The sequence below is a fragment of the Roseateles aquae genome, from assembly GCF_032337115.1.
Lineage (GTDB): Bacteria > Pseudomonadota > Gammaproteobacteria > Burkholderiales > Burkholderiaceae_C > Roseateles_C > Roseateles_C aquae.
Genome location: NZ_JAVXZY010000002.1, coordinates 309,731 through 327,758, shown reverse-complemented (window position 1 = coordinate 327,758; position 18,028 = coordinate 309,731). Strand labels below are relative to the sequence as shown.

At 66.4% G+C, this 18,028-nt stretch carries 16 protein-coding genes; 6 read left to right on the top strand and 10 right to left on the bottom strand.

Annotation, left to right across the window (positions count from 1 at the left end):
* Window positions 1-30: 30 nt before the first annotated feature.
* The 3 genes from RQP53_RS06735 to RQP53_RS06725 are packed head-to-tail and all read right to left on the bottom strand — an operon-like array spanning window position 31 to window position 4,621.
* Window positions 31-2,520, bottom strand: coding sequence for an FtsX-like permease family protein (locus tag RQP53_RS06735; RefSeq protein ID WP_315649457.1), 2,490 nt, complete (start codon window positions 2,518-2,520; stop codon window positions 31-33).
* A complete protein-coding gene (locus RQP53_RS06730) occupies window positions 2,520-3,287 on the bottom strand; it encodes an ABC transporter ATP-binding protein (protein WP_315649456.1) in 768 nt (255 codons plus the stop codon). Before RQP53_RS06730 ends, RQP53_RS06735 begins: the two co-directional genes overlap by 1 nt.
* Window positions 3,288-3,346: 59 nt before the next feature.
* Window positions 3,347-4,621 carry an efflux RND transporter periplasmic adaptor subunit gene (locus RQP53_RS06725; RefSeq protein ID WP_315649455.1) on the bottom strand — a complete coding sequence of 425 codons (1,275 nt, stop codon included), beginning with the start codon at window positions 4,619-4,621 and terminating at the stop codon, window positions 3,347-3,349.
* Between the two features lie 184 nt (window positions 4,622-4,805).
* Between RQP53_RS06725 and RQP53_RS06720 the strand changes: the two genes are divergently transcribed.
* On the top strand, window positions 4,806-5,933 hold the full coding sequence (locus RQP53_RS06720) for a JmjC domain-containing protein (RefSeq protein WP_315649454.1): 1,128 nt from the start codon (window positions 4,806-4,808) through the stop codon (window positions 5,931-5,933).
* 58 nt (window positions 5,934-5,991) lie between these two features.
* A complete protein-coding gene (locus tag RQP53_RS06715; RefSeq protein WP_315649453.1) occupies window positions 5,992-6,435 on the top strand; it encodes a hypothetical protein in 444 nt (147 codons plus the stop codon).
* Between the two features lie 470 nt (window positions 6,436-6,905).
* On the opposite strand, the gene RQP53_RS06710 is transcribed toward RQP53_RS06715, so the two are convergent.
* From RQP53_RS06710 to RQP53_RS06680, 7 genes are all read right to left on the bottom strand, one after another.
* A complete protein-coding gene (locus tag RQP53_RS06710; RefSeq protein WP_315649452.1) occupies window positions 6,906-7,691 on the bottom strand; it encodes an MBL fold metallo-hydrolase in 786 nt (261 codons plus the stop codon).
* Window positions 7,692-7,794: 103 nt separating this feature from the next.
* The gene (gene bamC / locus RQP53_RS06705) at window positions 7,795-8,964 is read right to left on the bottom strand and encodes an NlpB/DapX family lipoprotein (protein ID WP_315649451.1); all 1,170 of its coding nucleotides are present in this window, start codon (window positions 8,962-8,964) and stop codon (window positions 7,795-7,797) included.
* A 65-nt stretch (window positions 8,965-9,029) separates the two neighbouring features.
* On the bottom strand, window positions 9,030-9,911 hold the full coding sequence (dapA, locus tag RQP53_RS06700) for a 4-hydroxy-tetrahydrodipicolinate synthase (protein WP_315649450.1): 882 nt from the start codon (window positions 9,909-9,911) through the stop codon (window positions 9,030-9,032).
* 25 nt (window positions 9,912-9,936) lie between these two features.
* Complete coding sequence (locus RQP53_RS06695; RefSeq protein WP_315649449.1) at window positions 9,937-10,539, bottom strand: class I SAM-dependent methyltransferase; 603 nt, start codon at window positions 10,537-10,539, stop codon at window positions 9,937-9,939.
* Window positions 10,540-10,545: 6 nt separating this feature from the next.
* Window positions 10,546-10,674, bottom strand: coding sequence for a hypothetical protein (locus RQP53_RS06690; RefSeq protein ID WP_315649448.1), 129 nt, complete (start codon window positions 10,672-10,674; stop codon window positions 10,546-10,548).
* Between the two features lie 2 nt (window positions 10,675-10,676).
* Window positions 10,677-11,912, bottom strand: coding sequence for an MFS transporter (locus tag RQP53_RS06685; protein WP_315649447.1), 1,236 nt, complete (start codon window positions 11,910-11,912; stop codon window positions 10,677-10,679).
* Between the two features lie 19 nt (window positions 11,913-11,931).
* Window positions 11,932-13,434, bottom strand: a complete 1,503-nt coding sequence (locus RQP53_RS06680; protein WP_315649446.1) for an amidohydrolase family protein — start codon at window positions 13,432-13,434, stop codon at window positions 11,932-11,934.
* Window positions 13,435-13,535: 101 nt separating this feature from the next.
* On the opposite strand from RQP53_RS06680, the gene RQP53_RS06675 reads away from it, so the two are divergent.
* The 4 genes from RQP53_RS06675 to RQP53_RS06660 all read left to right on the top strand — a co-directional run bounded on the left by RQP53_RS06675 (window position 13,536) and on the right by RQP53_RS06660 (window position 18,021).
* Complete coding sequence (locus RQP53_RS06675; RefSeq protein ID WP_315649445.1) at window positions 13,536-15,530, top strand: DNA topoisomerase IV subunit B; 1,995 nt, start codon at window positions 13,536-13,538, stop codon at window positions 15,528-15,530.
* Window positions 15,531-15,719: 189 nt separating this feature from the next.
* The gene (locus tag RQP53_RS06670) at window positions 15,720-16,757 is read left to right on the top strand and encodes a histone deacetylase family protein (protein WP_315649444.1); all 1,038 of its coding nucleotides are present in this window, start codon (window positions 15,720-15,722) and stop codon (window positions 16,755-16,757) included.
* Complete coding sequence (locus RQP53_RS06665) at window positions 16,754-17,332, top strand: GNAT family N-acetyltransferase (RefSeq protein ID WP_315649443.1); 579 nt, start codon at window positions 16,754-16,756, stop codon at window positions 17,330-17,332. The genes RQP53_RS06670 and RQP53_RS06665 overlap by 4 nt, the downstream gene beginning before the upstream one ends.
* Entirely contained in the window at window positions 17,329-18,021 is a 693-nt protein-coding gene (locus RQP53_RS06660) for a lytic transglycosylase domain-containing protein (protein WP_315649442.1), read from the top strand. The genes RQP53_RS06665 and RQP53_RS06660 overlap by 4 nt, the downstream gene beginning before the upstream one ends.
* Window positions 18,022-18,028 lie beyond the last annotated feature (7 nt).

The following is an 18,028-nucleotide window of genomic DNA, read 5'->3' as shown; positions in this document are numbered from 1 at the left end:
CCGTGGCATTCTCGCCGAGTGAGCAGGCTCTCATGCCGAGTTGAGCGCAGCGCTGGGCAGCTGGCGCAGCGCCTGTCGTGTCGGCAGCCATGTCGACAGCAGCACCAGCGCTGCAATCAGCGCCGCCACCAGTGCGACGCCAAGGCCCAGAGGAGCCATGCCGGCCAGCTCGCCACTCATCAGCAGCGCACCGCCGAGCAGTCCAGGTGGCAGCGCCATGGCCAGGAGGCACAGTGCCTGGCCGAGCAGCAGCCGCATCATCTGCGCGTCGCTGGCACCAACGGCCCGGCGCACGCCGATCTCCTGGCCGCGCAGCTGCACCGCGCGACTGGTCACCCCGTAGATGCCACTGCTGGCCAGCGCGAGCGTCATCAGGCCCAGTACCAGGCACATGCCAGCCATCACCTCCTCGCCGCCATGGGCGATGCGCTGTCGTTCCTCGGCACTGAAAACTTGTTCAAGCGCCAGCGCTGGATCGGCCAGCGCGACGGCGCGTGCGAGCAGCTCCCGGCTGGCGCCGTTGTCAGCGACGCCCGCGACGGCGATGCCAAGATCGCCAGGCGCGGTCTGGCTGATTGGCCGATAGACGTTGGCGGCGCGCAGTCCCTGCTCCCGACCGATGCCCTGCAACAGATGCGGAGTGACGCCAACAACGGTGATCCAGTCCGGTGGCGTCTGTGCATCCTGAGCCGTGCCAGCCTCGCCATGTCCGCGCTGGTTGGCAGGTTTGAGCAATAGGCGCTTGCCCAGCGGGTCTTGGCCCGGCCAGTACTGAGCGGCGAAGTTCGCATTGACGATGGCGACCTTGAGACTGTCGGCGCGGTCCTGGCTGTTGAATTCCCGGCCGGCCAACAGCTTGACATCGAGGGCCTTGAAAAAGCTGGGGTTGACGCTGTAGTCGCCGACCTCGGGGTAGCGATCTCCCTCGACGCTCATGCCTTCGGGCAGCACTTCCTCGGTGATCGTCATGCCACCGCCAGGCAGGCTGTCGGACAGGGCCAGCTGCGCACCGGCACCCGCGGCTGCTTCCTGCAGCCGTGCCTCCAGCCGCGCCCACAGTGCCGCGCGAGCGGCTTGGCCTGACTCGCCCTTGTACTGCGCCAAGCGCGGCGTCAATCTGGCGGTCAGCACGCCTTCGATTCGCGTGCCGGTCCCTGCCGTCAGCCGCTGGTGGACCGTGTAGGTCTGCAGGCCCGACGCCAGCAGCAGCAGGCTGGACAGGGCGATCTGCACGAACACAATGAGCCGCGACATGCGCCCGCCGGCGCGGCCTTGGGCACCCCGGCCATCGCGCAGCACGCTGTTCAGATCCAGCGCTGAGGCCCGCCAGGCGGGCAGCAGGCCGGTGGCCAGCGCCGTTAGCACCATGATGGCAAGTGCCGCAGCCACGGCCTGAGGACGCAGGGAAAATTTGATCCAGAACGGCAGGCGGCCGTCGGCGGTGGCCTGTACGGCTTGCTGGGTTGCCTCGAGCGCCCAGGCGCTGAAGAACAGGCCGATGACAGAGGCCAGCAGACACAGCAGCAACGTTTCGCCGAGCATCTGCCTGATCAGCCGCGCCCTTGGCGCGCCCAGCGCGCTGCGCACGGCCAGTTCCTGGCGTCGCTCATTGGCGCGGGCCAGCAGCAGATTGCCGGTGTTGACGCAGACCAGGGCCAGCAGCAGCACCGCGGCTGCACCGAGCGCGAGGTAGATCATGTCCACGTCGGGCATGCCCCAGGCCGCATAGGGCAGGGTGATGACGCCAACCTTTGCGTTGCTGGTCGGATAGGACTTGGCCAGTTGCTGGGCGACCAGGGACAGTTCCTGACCGGCACCGTCACGGCTGGCGCCCGGCTTCAGCCGTCCCAGCGCCAGCACATGTTGCGGCGTACCCATCGAATAGCCGCTGGCGCGCTTGAGCGGACCCGCGGGCGCCTGAAAGGGCAGCCAAAGCTGCTGGGTCATGGGAAAGTTCAGTTCGGCAGGCATTACGCCGACGATCTCGGTGTCAATGCCATTGATCTTCAGGTGGCTGCCTATCACCCGCTTGTCGCCGCCAAGGAAGTCTTGCCACAACTTGGCGTTGATCACGGCCACAGGCGTTGCACCAGGTGTTGCATCTCCGGCCTGCAGCTGACGGCCGAGTTCGGGACGAGCCGCTTCGCCGAGCCAGGGCCAAATCTCGGCCGGCACATAGGCCGCGCGGGAATTGGTCGGGTACTGCCGGTGGCCGCCGAGCGTGACGGTGGCGAGCTGGATCGCGTGCAGCCCCTCCAGGCTGGGCGCTGCGCGCTGATACTCTTGAAAGTCGAGGTAGTGAACGCTATTGGCCTGGGTGCGTTCGCCCTCGCGGGTGGCTTCAATGCCGATCAGCCGCTCGCTGTGCGGAAAAGGCAGATCGCCGGTGTTGAAGGTGAAATAGACGGCCGCGGCGTAGATGGCAAAGCCGATGCCGCAGCTCAGCGTCAGCAGGCTCAGCATGGCATGAGCGGGGCGGCGTAGCAGTGCCTGCACGGTGTAGCGCAGATCGTCCAACATCACAGGGCCTCCGCAGGCTGGCGTTGGGGCTGCAAGGCGGCCGTGGGCAGGTCGGCGACGACCCGGCCATCGAACAGTGCCACGGTGCGCTGCGCCATCGCGGCATAGCGCGGATCATGGGTGACCATGCACAGCGTGGCGCCATCACGGTGAACCGTTTGCAGCAGGTCCATCACCAGCTCGGCATTGCGTGAGTCGAGATTGCCGGTCGGTTCGTCGGCCAGGATCAGGCTGGGCCGGCCGACCAGGGCGCGGGCGATCGCGACGCGCTGCTGCTGACCGCCCGACAGCTGGGCCGGATAGTGGCGTGCGCGATGGGCCATATCGACCAGCGCCAGCACCTCGGCGACGCGATCGCGGCGCTCGGCGCGGCCCAGTTCGGGGCGGTAGCTCAGCGGCAACGCGACGTTGTCCTCAACGCTCAAATCGCTGATCAGATTGAAGGCCTGGAAGACGAAGCCGATCTGCCGGTTGCGCAGCTGGGCGCGCGCCCGGTTGTCGAGTTGCGCGACCTGCTGGCCATTGAGCTCGTAGCTGCCGGCGCTCGGACTGTCGAGCAGGCCGAGGATGGACAGCAGGCTGGACTTGCCACAGCCCGAGGGGCCGCTGACGGCCAGAAACTCGCCGCTGCGAATTTCCAGATGCACGTCGTCAAGGGCCCGGGTTTCCAGTTCCTCGCTGAGGAAGCTCTTGCGTATGCCCGTCAGGCGGATCAGCGGTGCGCCGGCTCCTGCGCTCGTCGGGAGAACGGTACTGGTGGATTTCATGGTGGCTTCCTTGGCTCGCGTTGACTATAGGGTGGGTTGAGGTGAAGGCGGGCTGCGCTTCAGCGCAGACGAACGCGCTGGTTCTGCCCCCAGGCGCTGGTGTCGGAAACAACGATGCGTTCGCCGGCCTTGAGGCCATCGGCGATCGCGATGCGCCCGACCGAGGCCGGGCCGTACTGCACGCTGATGCGCTCAGCCAGGTCGTCGCCGATCAGTCGGTAGGCATGGCCGCGGCTCATCGCCTGGCTGAAGACGGGGCGTTGCACCTGCAGCGCGTCGGCCAGGCGTGTCAGCGCGATGACGCCGTCCACGTTGAGGTCGGGGCGGGCACCGCGTGGCAGCTGGCCCAGGATGCTGACGTCGATCTTCAGCAGCCCGTTGCTGAGCTTGGGGGCGACACGACTGACGGTGCCGCTGAGCACGCCGTCCTTGTCGCCGGTGCGCAGGTCCAATGTGACGCTCTGGCCGATGGCAATGTCGCGCGCCTGCGCTTCCTGGATTTGCAGCTCGGCATAGAGAGCATCGCCGCTGGACAGCTTGGCCAGATTGCTGCCGGCGGCCACGCTCTGACCCGGCTGCAGCGTCAGCTCCTGCAGCACGCCGTCTTCCGGGGCGCGCACCTGCAGTGCTTCAACCAGCTCCAGATCGCGCTCCCAGGCCTTGTGCAGGCGCGCGATCGCAGCGCGCTTGGCGTCGAGCTGTGCCTGCATGGCGCTGTCGTGTTGCAGCAGCAACTCGCGCTCCAACTGCAAGGTCTGCTGCGATTGTTCGACGCTGAAGCGGCTGCGCTGAAACGCCAGCTTGGATACCATGCCGTCCTTCAGCAGCTCCTGGTCAGCCTGCCACTGCAGCTCGGCACTGCGGGCGGCGAACTCGGCGCGTTGCGCGGCGGCACGCTGGTTCATGGCCTGGCTGCTGAGGCTCAAGCCCAGTGCCTTCAACTCGGCCTGTGCCTGCTCCAACTGCCAGCGGCTCTCTTGCGCCCGCTGCAGCAGCTGCGGGTTGCTCAGCACCAGCAGCAACTCGCCCTTCTTGAGCCGGCTGCCGGCCTGGGCGACCAGGCGCTCGACACGGGCCTCGCTTTGCGCGGCGATCCAGCGCAGGTCGCGCGGCAGCAGCACGCCGCTGCCGCGTACATCCAAGGCCAGCGGTCCGCGCTCGACGGTGGCGATGCTGATACCGCGGGCCGAGATGGTCAGTTCGGCGCCGTCTGCTTGTTGGCGCAGTGCATACCCGGCGCCGGCCGTGCCGAGCACGAGCAGCAGCAGGAGGGCAGGGCGCGTCGCGTGGCGACGCCAGCGTTGCCAGGGAGAAAGCGTTCTTTGCAGGTCCATGCGCTCTGTATTGCAGAAGGCGTGCCAGCTGCGGTTGGCGTCTTCGAGCAGCTGCAAGTCTTTGATTTTTCTGGGTAGCTCGGTCTTGTCGGCTGATTGATCCAGCGCCAACTTTTGCGAAATCGGGACGCAATCGGCACCCACAGTCCCACTTGCGGGACGCTTCAACGGCGACAATCCGGCGATGAACATCAAAGCCAAACTTCCACTTCTTGGTGGCCTGAGCCCCGAGCAATTCATGCGCCGCCACTGGCAGAAACAGCCGCTGCTGGTTCGTCAGGCCCTGCCGGGTATTCAGCCCCCAGCGTCGCGCAGCGAGCTGGCCGCGCTGGCCGCCAGCGGGGACGTGGAGTCGCGGCTGGTGTCGCAGTTCAACGGCAAATGGGCGCTGAAGCAGGGGCCGGTGGCGAAGCTGCCGCCGTTCAGCAAGCCGCGCTGGACCCTGCTGGTGCAGGGCTTGGATCTCCACCTGCAAAACGCGCATCAGCTGCTATCGCAATTCCGCTTTGTGCCGGAGGCACGGCTGGACGATCTGATGATTTCCTATGCCAGCGATGGCGGCGGCGTCGGCCCGCACTTTGATTCCTACGATGTCTTCCTGATTCAGGTCCATGGCCAGCGTCGCTGGCGCATCGGTCGCCAGGGTGTGGCGACCAGTGGCGCGCTGCGCGAGGGCGTGCCGGTCAAGCTGCTGGCAGATTTCGAGCCTGAGCAGGAGTTCGTGCTGGAGCCGGGCGATATGCTCTATCTGCCACCAGGTTGGGCCCATGATGGCATCGCCATCGGCGAGTGCATGACCTGTTCGGTGGGCTTTCGCACACCCTGGCGCGCCGAGCTGGCCCGCGAGCTGCTGCAGCGCCTGATGGATGACGATTCACAGGCCTATGCCAACAAGATGTATGCCGACCCCAAGCAGCCGGCGACCGAGCAGCCAGGCCTGATTCCAGAGGCTTTACATAACTTTGCTCGTGATGCTGCCGAACGCGCCTTGCGCGAACCGCTGGCCTTGGAGCGCGCCTTGGGCGAGGCGCTGACCGAGCCCAAGCCACGGGTGTTCTTTGAGCCAGGCGATGCCTTGCCCGCGGGCCTGGGCGCGCAACTCGACCGGCGCAGCCGGATGATGTACGACCGCGCCCATGTGTTCCTGAACGGTGAGTCCTACCGTGCTGCCGGGCGCGATGCCCGGCTGATGCGCGAGTTTGCCGATGCGCGCCAGCTGAGCGCCAAGCAGGTCCAGGCGCTGTCAGAAGGCGCTCGGGAACTGCTCGATCAATGGACCGAAGACGGCTGGGTGCAGCCCTTGGCCGACTGACGAGCAGCCGATGGTCTCGGCGCAGCTCATCGAGTCAAAAGCCGCATGGCTAGGGGCTTTGCGCGATGTGCTGCTGCAAGCACTGCAGCGGCAGAAACGCGACATCCTCTGCCTGGATGCCGATTTCGAATCCTGGCCCTGGTCCGACGCGGCCGTGCTGGAGGCGCTACACGCCTGGTCAGGGCCAGGGCGTCAGCTGCGTTTGCTGGCGCTGGATTTCGAGACCTTGAAGCGTGCCCATCCCCGCTTTGTGCGCTGGCGGCAAACCCATTCCCACCTGGTTCAGGCGGCTCAATTCGAGGCCAGCGAGTGGCAGGGTGGGCGGCTGCCTCAAGCCGTGCTGCTGGTGCCGGAGCAAGGCGTGTTGCGTCTGCTGGCGCGCGACAGCTGGCGCGCCGTGCTCTCGCCAGAGCGGCGTGACGAGCTGGCGGCGAGGGAATGGTTTGATGCTGTCACACAACGATCAAGCGAATCCTTCGGCGCCAGCACATTGGGCCTGTAAGGACTGGCATTTGCTGACGCTATAATTTACGGCTAGGCGAGGGAAGCGCTCGAGGTTTCCACGTCTTGTTCTGCTGAGCAGCATGCCTGTGCATTTTGCAAGTGTGTGGCTCGATGAATTACCGGTAATTGAATCTTCGTCTAATAGATCTTGAGGACAAGTATGAAAAAGTCGATCCTGTTGGCTTCCCTGCTGGCTGCTGCTGCCCTGACCGCTTGCGGCAAGAAGGCTGAAGAAGCTGCTCCGGCTCCGGCTCCTGCCGCTGCCCCCGCTCCTGCTGCCTCGGAAGCCGCTTCGGCTCCTGCTGCTGAAGCTTCGGCTCCTGCCGCTGCTGACGCTGCTTCGGCTGCTGCAAGCAAGTAATCGGTTTTCCGGTTCAGCGAAAGCCGCCTGGCTGAAAAGCCAGGCGGCTTTTGTTTTGTGCCCTTGGTTTCAAGCCGAGCGACCAGCCGTGGTGATGGCTGGTGGTTTCAGTGTCTATCCACTGCCAGCCAGTCGATACCACCGGCCTGTTGGGCGATAAGTATCTCGGGTGAATAGTCGCCCAGGCATTGCTGCAGGGCCGCGAGTGCGAGTTCCGGCAGATTGTTCTTCTCACTCAAATGGGCGGCCACCACGGTATGCAGGCCGGCGTGCAGGCAGCGCGCGAGCAAGTCGGCGGCACTGTGATTGGACAGGTGACCATGGCTGCCCAGAATCCGCTTCTTCAAGCTCGCCGGGTAGGCGGAGCGTCGCAGCATCTCCTCATCATGATTGCACTCCAGCAGCAAGGCGTGGCAGCCTTGCAAGGCCTCAGTCATCCGTGCGCTGATGCTACCGGCGTCGGTGATGATGCCCAGGCTGTGATGACCATCATCGCAGCGCAGCTGTAGCGGTTCTTCCGCGTCGTGAGGCACGGCGAAGGGCTGCAGCCGCAAATCACCAAAGCCGATCACCTGGCCATCGCGGCAGAGCTTGAGCAGTTGGGGCTCAAACCCTTCTTTGCCGATTGCGCGCCAGGTGCCGGCACTGGCCCACAGCGGAATGCGGTATTTGCCGGCCAGCGCCAGTGCGCAGCCGACATGATCGCCATGCTCATGGGTCACGAAGATGCCGTCGAGATCGGCACCGCTCAGGCCGCGCAGCGACAGGCGGCGCTCCAGTTCACGCAGGCTGAAGCCACAGTCGATCAAGAGCCGGGTCTGCGTGATGCCCTGGCTGGCTTCGACAACGGTGGCGTTGCCGCCGCTGCCGCTGCCCAGACTGCAAAAACGCATCGCTGCGCACTCCCCAGAAAGTTCCGAGAACAATGAAAAACGCCACCGCGCTGGCGGTGGCGTCGAGGCCGGCCTTGCCGGGCATCCGCCCGGCAGCCAGAACTCAGCGCAGATCGTCCATCAGCAGCGACATGATGCGCTTGGCATTCTCGTCGGTCTGCAACTGGCCCTTGTCGTCCAGCACCTTGACGATGGTCTGCTCACCTTCGGCCTTGACCGAAACGCGGTAGCGGCCGGCGGTGACCGCCTTGTCGGTGCCGAACAGCTTGGCGAAGAAGCCGGGCTCTTCCTTGCCCACCTTGGTCGGATCGGCATAGCGCAGGAAGAACAGGCCTTGCTTGCGGTCGCGATCTTCGATGGTGAAGCCATGGCGATCCAATGACTGACCAACGCGGCGCCAGGCCAGGTCGAAGCCGTCCTTGACCGTCAGCTGATTCGGCACCTCGGCCAAGGGGCGGGACAGCGCTTCGCTCGGTGCTGTGGGAAGCACGGTGGTTTTGGCGCCGGCATCGGCGGTGGTCGTCGGGGCCAGGTCTTTGCCGCCGAGCTTGAGCATCAGGCGTGACAGCATCTCGATTTCGAGATCGACCTCGGCGGGCCGAGGCTGCCAGGCGGTGCTGTCCTTCTGGGTGCCGGTGTAGACCTCCTTCATGCCGCGATGGCTGATGTAGATCTCGGTGCCGCCAGCGCTGCGTTCAACACGGGTGCGGTACATATCACGCTCACCGGTCGAATACAGGCCATCAAAGACCTTGCCAATGGTCTGGCGGATCACGTCCTGTGGCAGGCGGGCGCGGTTTTCGGCCCAGTTGGTCTCGATCAGGCCGAGTTCCGGCTGCTGCTTGACGACTTCCAGTCCACGCTCCTGCCAGAAGGCCAGCAGCAGCGGCCACAGCTGCTCAGGGGTAGCGCTGGTGCGCAGGAAGCGGACATCACCGCTGCGCTCCAGGCGCACATCGCCAGCACTGTTCAAGGCCACTTGCGATGCCATGGCCGCGGTCGGCTTTGTCGCGGCACCGCTGCCGGCGCTGCGCTGCTGCAAGGCCACGGCGCTGACCACGCCATCGGGGTTCTGGGCGCGCTGCTCCTTGACCAGCTGGGTCAGGTCGGGCGGCACATCCAGGCCGGTGGTCTGGCGTGCGCCGGTGCGGTAGTCGACCTTGTCGGATGAGAACATGCCCTCCACCGTGCCGCAGCCCGCCAGAGTCGCGGCCAGGCTCGCACAGGCCAGGGCCTTGGAGGAAACAATGAAGGGACGAGTCACGCTAGACATCTCCAGTGGTCAGGGGGGCGCAGCGGTGGGTTTGAACCGCTGGTGCTGCGCTTGCAAAGTGGCGATTAGAGCAGACCTGCCTCACGCATCGCCTGCTCGACGCTGGCTTGGCCGGCGGCGGTGAGCGGCGTGATCGGCAATCGCACAGTCTGCTTGATATGACCCAGGCGTTGCAGCGCCCATTTGGTCGGTGCGGGGCTGGGTTCGCAGAACAGCTGCTTGTGCAGGCTCAGCAGTTCGAAATGAAGGCGAGTGGCTTCGCGGACATCGCCGGCCATCGCGGCCTGGCACAGCAGATGCATCGCGCGCGGGGCGACGTTGGCAGTGACGCTGACATTGCCACGTCCGCCCATCAACATCGAGGCGATGGCGGTGCCGTCGTCGCCCGAGTAGATGCCAAAGCCGGCGGGGGCGTGCTTGATCAGCTGGGCCGAGCGCTCGATATTGCCGCTGGCTTCCTTGGTGCCGATGACACCGGGCAGGCTGGCACAGCGCAGCGTCGTTTCCGGTGCCATATCGGCCACGGTGCGACCGGGCACGTTGTAGAGCATCATCGGGATGTCCACGGCCTCGGCAATCGCCTTGAAGTGCTGGTAGATGCCTTCCTGCGACGGCTTGTTGTAGTAGGGCACGACCGACAGCGTGCAATCGGCGCCCACCTGTTTGGCGAAGCGGCTCAGATTGATGGCCTCGGCGGTTGAATTGGCACCGGTGCCAGCCATCACCGGCACCCGGCCGGCGGCATGCTCAACCGCCACGCGGATGATTTCGCAGTGTTCCTCGACGGTGACGGTCGGTGATTCGCCGGTGGTACCCACCACGCCGATCACATCGGTGCCTTCGGCGATATGCCAATCAATCAGACGGCGCAGCGCGGCGTAATCAACACTGCCATCTTCTTGCATCGGGGTGACCAGGGCCACGATGCTGCCAACAATCGGTTTCATGAGGGTTCCTCGCAATCCGCGGATTCTACTGAGAAGCGCAGGCCTTTCCGGCCGTTACCAGCGGGTATCGAGGAAAGCCCCCGGTCGCTGCCACTTCGCGAACGGCAGCAACGCGCTGCACATAGCGGCCGTTGACAGCGTCATCCCGAGCCTCTGCACTGTCAAAGCCATCCTCATAGCCGATCACGCGCAGGCCGGCGCAGGCCTGCAGCAGTTCACCAGGCTGTAGCAGGAAGTCCGCCCGCGCCGGCCGGCCAATGCTTTGCTGGCCGTGGGCAAAGGTCTCGTAGATCAGCCAGCCGCCCGGCGCCACACTGGCAACGATCTGCGCCAGCAGCGGGCGCCACAAATAATTGCTGACCAGCACCAGATTAAACTGTCGGCCCGCCAGCGGCCAGGGGCCGGCTTCGATATCGGCGTTGATCAGCTCCACGCTGCTACCCAGGCCGGCCAACGGTGCCAGCGCGGCTGCGTCGCGGTCAACGCCGGTGACTTGCAGACCTCGTGCGGCCAGCCAGCGCAGATGGCGGCCCGAGCCGCAGGCCAGGTCCAGCGCACTGTGGCCGGGCTGGGCGGCCTGCTGCCAGCGCAGCAGCCAGGGAGATGGGCGAGTTGGGGCTTCCAGCATGGCGTTTCAGAAGCAGGACCAGAGCTGATTGGCCAGTTCCACCATCAGGCCGGGCTGCTGGTAGGCGAAAAAGACCAGCAACAGCGCCGTTGCAGCGAGCAGGCGCAGCAGCCAGCGGCGACCGATGGGGGGCATGTTCAGGCGGCTTGTGCGGCGCCGCTGCGCGCGATGGGACTCTCGCGCACCGGCAGATTGACCAAGGCGGCCATCACGCCCAGCGCCACGGCCAGCCACCAGACGATGTCGTAGCTGCCGCTGGCGTCGTAGAGCCGGCCGCCCAGCCAGACCCCCATGAAGCTGCCGATCTGGTGGCTGAAGAAGACAAAGCCGCCCAGCATCGACATATGTTGCAGGCCGAAGATCTGCGCCAGCACCGCATTGGTCGGTGGCACGGTGGACAGCCACAGCACGCCGATGACGGCCGAGAACAGATAGACGCTCAGCGGCGTCAGCGGCACGGACAGAAAGATGACGATGGCCACCGAGCGCAGCGCGTAGATCGCCGAGAGCAGATAGCGCTTGGGCATGCGCTGGCCCAGCACGCCGGCGCCATAGGTGCCAAAGACATTGAACAGGCCGATCAGCGCCAGCGCGGTGGTGGCAACCTGCGGGCTCAGGCCGTGATCGCGCAGGTAGCTGGGCATGTGCACGCCGATGAAGACGACCTGGAAGCCGCAGACGAAGTAGCCCAGCATCAGCAACTGGAAGCTGCGGTAGCCGAAGGCCTCGCGCAGCGCCTGCAGCACACTTTGCTGATGGCCGGTGGTGGCGACGCTGCGCTGCGGTTCCCGCAGCCCCAGTGCCAGCGGCACGATGACGCAGGCCGCCAGGCCCAGCAGGAAGAGGGCGTTCTGCCAACCCGCCGAGGCAATCAGCCAGGTTTCCACAGGCACCATCAGGAATTGCCCAAAGGAGCCCGCTGCGGCGGCGACGCCGAAGGCCCAGGAACGCCGCTCGGGCGCCACATTGCGGCCCAGCACGCCATAGATCACTGCATAGGTGGTGCCCGACTGCGCCATGCCGATCAGCAGACCGGCGCTGCCGGTTAAGGCCAGGCCGCTGGTCGACAGCGCCATCAGCACCAGGCCCAGCGCGTAGAGCAGGCCGCCTGCCACCAGCACGCGGAAGGCGCCGAAGCGGTCGGCCAGCATGCCGGCAATCGGCCCACAGGCGCCCCAGGCGATGTTCTGAATCGCCAGCGCGAAGGCGAAGGTTTCGCGCGTCCAGCCGCGGGCCTGCGTGATGGGCTGCAGCCAGAAGCCGAAGCCATGGCGGATGCCCATCGAGATCGTCACGATCATGGCGCCGCACAGCAGCACCTGGGTCATGGACAGCGCATAGGCGCCGGGCTTGGGGCTGGGGTGACTGCTCATCCGGCCAACTGTAGCGAGTTCAATGCCGTGGCGCTGACGCCGCCTTGACTGACCGCGTACCACTGGCGGACTTTGCGGCGGTGCGCGGGACCATGCGGGCGCCGCTCTTGGCCTTGCCGCTGCTCTTTGCCGTGGCTTTGGTCGCGGTCTTGCCTGCAGTCCTCTTGCGACCCTTCAGCGCCGGCGTGTCGGTGTTTTCGCTGAGGGCATCGCTGGCCTGGGCGACGTCGGCAAGCGGCGTCAGGATGCGGCCCTGCTTGACCCGCAGCATCGGCTTGCCGAGCTGTTCCAGGTCTTGCAGCGGATTGCCGCCCAGCACCAGAAAGCTGGCCTCGCAGCCCGGGTTGAAACAGCCCAGCTGGCGCTTCGGGAAGATGGCCCGCGCGGTGTCGATGGTGGCGATCTTCAGCAGCGCCGCGGGCGACAGCGCGTCCAGCGCGGCCAGGCTTTTCACTTCGGCCTGGGCGGTGGCCATGAAGCTGTCCGAGCCGAGCAGCAGCGGCACGCCCGCCGCCTGCAGTAGCTTCAGATTGGCCGCCTGCACCTGGCGCAGCTGCGCTTGCAGCTCGGGCGTGGCGGGGAAGAGCGCGGTGGCTGCCGTGCCGGTGATGATGGCCGTTTTCTGGCGTGCCGCCAGGCTGGCCAGTTCCGGTGTGATGGCGAAGCGTTCGGGCGCGTCGCCATGGTGGTTGAAGTAGCCGGGCAGGTGGGCGATCTGGTCAACGCCGGCCTGCACGGCGAGCTCGAAGTCGGCCAGGCTGTCGGCCTGAGCGATCACGCGCAGCCCCTGCTTGTGCGCTTGGCGCACCAGCGCGCTGGCAGTGGCGGCACTGAGCCCCAGCCGCCCATGCAGGGCCGGCTGGCCGCGCAGCTCCTCGCGCTCGTGATAGCTGAGCACCAGCTTGAGCAGATCGGTCTTGCGGCTGGCCAGCAGCGGCCATTTGCGCTCGACATCGGCCGGCTCATCCATCAGTAGCACGGCGCGGTCGGCCACATCGGCCAGTTTCAGCGCGGGCTGACCCTCGGCCGGTGCTGCGCCGAGCAGCACGGCCAGCGGATGGCCATCGGAGGAGGTGACGCAGGCGGTGACGAAGGCGACGTCGGGGCTGTCCGGCCGGTTCAGCAGCGGCCGCACCGGGTTGACGCCATCCGGGTCGCCACACTGCATCTCGGCATAGAAGACGCCCTCTTGCAGGTAGCGCTGGGCAAAGTTCTGCACGCCCCATTCATTCTGCAGATTGTGGTTGTGCGCTTCGGCCAGCGGCGCCACGAGGAACTGAGCGCGCAGCTCCAGCCGGCGGTTGATGCGCTTGGGTTTTTGGGCGGTGAACTTGCCGTCGGCCACGTAGAGCGTGCCGCGCTTGAACTCGCGGCCATCAAACCACTGGGCATTGCGCAGCTCCAGCGTCAGCGGTGCGCTGGCCTTGAGCGGCGCATCGCCGCCGGGCTGGGCCAGCGCAGCGCCGGCCAGGCTGGCCAGCAGCACCGCGGCCCAGCGCTTCAGGGACGGGAAAAGAGGCATTCGGTAGCGCGCCGCAGCGGCGCATCGCTTCTGGGTGAGCCGCGCATGCTAGCAGCCGCCAGCATGGCTGAAGCGTTCGCCAGCCTCCCTACAATGCCCCGATGGCGACGAAACAAGGCATTACCCAGGGCAGTACCCCCGCCGCTTACGGCGAAGGCTCGATCCGCGTGTTGAAGGGCTTGGAGCCCGTCAAACAGCGGCCGGGCATGTACACGCGCACCGACAACCCGCTGCACACCATCCAGGAGGTGATCGACAACGCGGCCGACGAGGCGCTGGCCGGCTTTGGCAAGCGCATCGACGTGATTCAGCATGTCGACGGCTCGATCTCGGTGGCCGACGACGGCCGCGGCATCCCCTACGGCCTGCACCCCGAGGAGGGCGTGCCGGTGGTCGAGATCGTGTTCACCCGGCTGCACGCCGGCGGCAAGTTCGACAAGGGCTCGGGCGGCGCCTACAGCTTCTCCGGCGGCCTGCATGGCGTGGGCGTCTCGGTGACCAACGCGCTGGCGACCCGGCTGGAGGTGACGGTCTGGCGCGAGAAACAGGTGGCCAGCCTGGCCTTTGCCGGCGGCGATGTGGTCGAGCCGGTCAGCGTGCGGTCGATGGCCTCGGGCGACCGCAAGCAGGGCACGACGGTGCGGGTCTGGCCGGACCCCAAGTACTTCGAGAGCGCCGAGCTGCCCAAGCATGAGCTCGTCCATCTGCTGCGCTCCAAGGCAGTGCTGATGCCGGGCGTCACGGTGACGCTGAAGAACGAGAAATCGGGCGATGTGCAGACCTGGTCCTACAAGGGCGGGCTGCGCGACTACCTGATGCAGACGCTCAACAACGACCCGCTGATCCCGCTGTTCGAGGGCGAGCAGTACGCCGGTCGGGCCGAAACCGAGAACTTTGCCGAAGGCGAGGGCGCCGCCTGGTGCGTGGCCTTCACCGAAGACGGCGCGCCGATGCGCGAGAGCTATGTCAATCTGATTCCCACTGTGGCGGGCGGCACCCATGAGTCGGGGCTGAAGGACGGCTTGTTTGGCGCGATCAAGGGCTTTATCGAGATGCACAGCCTGCTGCCCAAGGGCGTCAAGCTGATGCCGGACGATGTGTTCTCGCGGGCCAGCTTTGTGCTCTCGGCCAAGGTGCTGGACCCGCAGTTCCAGGGCCAGACCAAGGAGCGGCTGAACTCGCGCGATGCGCTGCGCCTGGTCTCGGCCTATGTGAAGCCGGCGCTGGAGCTGTGGCTGAACCAGCATGTCGAGCACGGCAAGAAGCTGGCCGAGCTGGTGATCAAGCAGGCGCAGACGCGCCAGCGCGCCAGCCAGAAGGTCGAGAAGCGCAAGGGCTCGGGTGTGGCCGTGCTGCCCGGCAAGCTGACCGATTGCGAGAGCCGCGATCTGTTGCACAACGAGCTCTTCCTGGTCGAGGGCGACTCGGCCGGTGGCTCGGCCAAGATGGGCCGCGACAAGGAAACACAGGCCATCTTGCCGCTGCGCGGCAAGGTGCTGAACAGCTGGGAGGTCGAACGCGACCGGCTGTTCGCCAACAACGAGATCCACGACATCTCGGTCGCCATCGGCGTCGACCCGCATGGCAAGAACGACAGCCCCGATCTCTCCGGCCTGCGCTACGGCAAGATCTGCATCCTCTCGGATGCTGACGTCGACGGCTCGCACATCCAGGTGCTGTTGCTGACGCTGTTCTTCCGCCACTTCCCCAAGCTGATCGAAACCGGGCATATCTTTGTGGCGCGGCCGCCGCTGTACCGGGTCGATGCGCCGGCACGTGGCAAGAAGCCGGCCGCCAAGATCTATGCGCTGGACGAGGGCGAACTGACGGCCACGCTGGACAAGCTGCGCAAGGAAGGCGCGCGCGAGAACAGCTGGGCGATCAGCCGCTTCAAGGGCCTGGGCGAGATGAGCGCTGAGCAACTCTGGGACACCACGCTGAACCCCGAAACCCGCCGGCTGAGCCAGGTGGCCTTTGGCCGCTTCGACGTCGAACAGACCGAGGGGTCGATCAACAAGCTGATGGGCAAGGGCGAAGCCGCGGCCCGGCGCGAGTTGATGGAGCTCCATGGGGATTCGGTCGAAGTGGATGTGTGATGGACCACCCCCTACGCGCTGCGCAGTCTGCCGACCGCGTCAGGCCAGGAGGCCTGACCCTGAGGCAGGCACAAACGGCGAGCCGTTTGTGTCCGGCCTCAGCCCCCTCAAGGGGGCGGCGCCGGCCGACCAGCAGAGCTGGATCGACGGCGCCCGCTTGGGAACAGCCAGACTGAGCTCACGACAGATATGAAGACGGTCTACAACCACCACCACGGCGAGCACGCCGCCACCAAGGAATTTTTCCGGGGGCGGCTGGTGGAGGCCTTCGAGGTGCCGGCGCGGGCGGATTACATCCATGCGGCGATCGTCGAGGCGCGCTTGGGTGAGCTGCTGGCGCCGGTGGATCATGGGCTGGCGCCCTTGCAGCGGGTGCATAGCGGCGCCTATCTGCGCTTCATCGAAGGCGCGCATGCCGAGTGGCTGGCGCTTGGCGGCGAGGGCGAGGCCTTTCCGGCGGTGTGGCCGGTGCGCAGCCTGCGCAGCGATGTGGAGCCGCAGAGCTTTGCCGCGCGCATGGGCCTGTATTCGATGGACAGCGGCACGCCGCTGACGGCCGGGAGCTGGTCGGCCGCTTACTGGGGCGCGCAGGCCAGCCTGACGGCGCTGGATTTGGTGCTGGCCGGCGAGCGCGCGGCCTATTGCCTGACGCGCCCGCCCGGCCACCATGCCGGCGCCGATTTCTTCGGCGGCTATTGCTTCATCAACAACGCGGCGGTGGCCGCGCAGGCGGCGCTGGATGCCGGCCGTGAGCGAGTCGCCATCCTCGACGTCGACTACCACCACGGCAACGGCACCCAGGCGATCTTTTACGAGCGCGCCGATGTGTTCTACGCCAGCATCCATGGCGATCCGCAGACCGAATACCCGTTTTTCCTCGGTCATGCCGACGAGCACGGCGCCGGCGCTGGCCTGGGCTTCAATGCCAATTTCCCGCTGCCCAGCGGGGCCAGCAATGAGCGCTGGTTCGAGGCCTTCGAGCGCGCGCTGGTGCAGCTCAATGCGCATGCGCCGGAGCTGCTGATCGTCTCGCTGGGTGTCGACACCTATGGCGGTGATCCGATCTCGCATTTCAAGCTTGATGAGCCCGAGTTCCGCCGCATCGGCCAGACCCTGCACGGCCTGCAGCTGCCCACGCTGTTCCTGCAGGAGGGCGGCTACGCCACCGAGGCAATAGGTCGCAATGTGCTGGCCGTGCTGCAGGGCTTCGAGGAGCTGGTGCGATGACGAGCACGCCGAGCCATGCGCTGAACGACGGCCTGCGGGTGCACCTGCGGCCGACGATGCTGTCCGATCTGGACTATGTCGTGTCGGTCGAGCAGGACGGCGCCAACCGCCCCTTCATCACGCCCTGGGAACGCACCCAGCATGAGGGCGCGCTGCGCTTTCCGGACTCGCGCCATTTCATCGTCGAACTGGCTCGAACGCCCAATGGCGATGCTGCCTTCGAGCGCGCCGGCTATGTGATCCTGCAGGGCTGCCGCAACCCCAATGGCTCGGTTGAGCTGAAGCGCATCGTGCTGCAGCCCAAGGGCCTGGGTCTGGGGCGGCGCTGTGTGCGCCTGCTCAAGCAGCTGGCCTTCACCCAGCTGCATGCGCACCGCTTCTGGCTCGATGTGAAGGGCTTGAACACGCGGGCGCTGGCGCTCTACCTGAGCGAGGGCTTTGTCGAGGAAGGTCGCTTGCGCGAGAGCGTGCGGGTGACGGGCGAAGGCGCCGATGGCTACGACAGCCTGATCGTGATGTCCATGCTGGACCGCGAATACCAGGCCCGTGTGGCCCTTGGCGAGGAGCTGGCATGAGGCGACTGCGCTCGCAGGTCTTCGCCCTCTTGTTGTTGGCCGCCAGTGCGGCGCACGCACAGCTTTGGGGTTATGTGGACGGCGCTGGCATTGCGCATTTCGCCAGCACGCCACTGAATAGCCAGTACCAGCCGGTGCTCAGCGCCGGTGCCGAGCCGCAGGCCGTGCCCGGCAAGACCGACAGCAGCCGCCAGCTGCTGACCTGGCTGGAAATTGCCCCCGAGGTGAAATCGGTGCAGCCCTATCTGCGCGAGGCGGCCCGGGCCAGCGGTGTGGACATGGAGCTGCTCAAGGCCATCATCGCGGTCGAGTCAGGCTTCAAGGCCGACGCGGTCTCGCCACGCGGCGCCACCGGCCTGATGCAGCTGAGCAGCGACACCGCCGAGCGCTACGCGACCCGCGACGAGGCCCGTCGCCCGGCCGCTGCGCTGCTGCGTGACCCGCGCAGCAATGTGCACATCGGCGCGCGCATGCTGGCCGATCTGATCCGCCGCTTCGGCCGCATCGATGCGGCGCTGGCGGCCTGGAACGCGGGTGAGGGTGCGGTGCGCCGCGCCGGCGGGCGCATGCCCGAGATCGAGGAAACGCAAGCCCATGTCCATATGGTGCTGGAGCTGTACTGGGCGCTGCTGCAACGCAGCCTGCCGGGGCAGGCCCAGCAACTGAAGATCCACACGGCCGCACGCTGACAAAATT